The following is a 1,120-nucleotide window of genomic DNA, read 5'->3' on the forward strand; positions in this document are numbered from 1 at the left end:
TGTGAGCTCAAGCCGAGACGCGACTTGCGGGCTTGTTGATTCTATCCTCGCGACCGCATCTGCGCGAGTAGCTTCTGCCGAAAGACCTCGGCCGGTGTCTTGTAGCCGAGGCACTTGCGCGGCGTCGTGTTCAGCCGGTCGCAAATCTCCTTCAGGTCATGGTCGGTGATGGAAAGCGGATCGACGTCCCTTGAAAGCCATTTCCTGGCCCGGCCATTGGTGTTCTCGACGGTGCCTTTCTGCCAGGGTGACTGCGGATCGCAGAACCAGGTCGCGGAGCCGATCCCGGCTTGCAGGTACGGCCAGTCGGTGAACTCCGTCCCGCGGTCGAAGGTGATCGACCGACGTGCGCGATGGGGCAGGGCCTGCAGCACGCCGACGAGCCGCTCCATGATCGGCCGCGACTGCCGGTCGTTGTTGCGCAGGAGAACGGCGAAGCGGCTGACGCGTTCGACCAGCGACGTCACATTCGCCTTACCGAATTTTTGCCGGAACTGGATGAGGTCGCATTCCCAATGTCCGAACTGCTTGCGATCGGCGACCACATCGGGGCGGCGCAAGATGTTGAGATCCGGGCTGAAGCGCTGGCCATGCCTGCGTCTGGCATGGCGCGGCCGCCGTCGTGCACGATGTTCCGGCAGGTGCTTCCAGAGCTTGATGGCATGCCCGTCCGCCGAATAGGCGAATTTGTAGATCGTCTCGTGGCTGACAGAGATTGGATGGCGTTCCAGCCGCATCCGGCCGGCGATCTGCTGCGGCGACCAGCCATGCACGATCCGCTCGATCACCGACTGGCGGATATGCGAGAAACGGACGAGCTTCCTAAGCTTGGTCCGACGCTCGCAGGCCATGTCATGCGCCGCCACGCAATGGTAGCCGCTGAGATCTGGCCACTCCTTGTCGATGTAGACGTTGCGCCGGAGCTCACGGAAAATCGTCGAGCGATGGCGTCCAAGCTTCTCCGCGATGATGTCGACGCTCAAGCCGGTCTGGCGCCAGCGGGCGATCCTGCGGCGTTCGTTCAAGTCAAGATGGGAGTAGGTGCGTTTCATGGCAGCGTCCTTGCGACTGATAACCCATTGGCATCATTCGCAAGTCGCACTTCAAACTTGAACCCACC

At 61.9% G+C, this 1,120-nt stretch carries 1 protein-coding gene; it reads right to left on the bottom strand.

Translation table 11 applies throughout. The features are described from left to right. Positions 1-41 precede the first annotated feature (41 nt). Entirely contained in the window at positions 42-1,052 is a 1,011-nt protein-coding gene (locus AC27VQ_RS25820; protein ID WP_313447351.1) for an IS30 family transposase, read from the bottom strand. Positions 1,053-1,120 lie beyond the last annotated feature (68 nt).

The organism is Shinella sp. 20P9.1.1 (assembly GCF_057798995.1).

What these genes read in the sequence shown, in the direction of transcription:
- AC27VQ_RS25820 (WP_313447351.1), bottom strand. Translation starts at nt 1,052, where the DNA reads ATGAAACGCACCTACTCCCATCTTGACTTGAACGAACGCCGCAGGATC.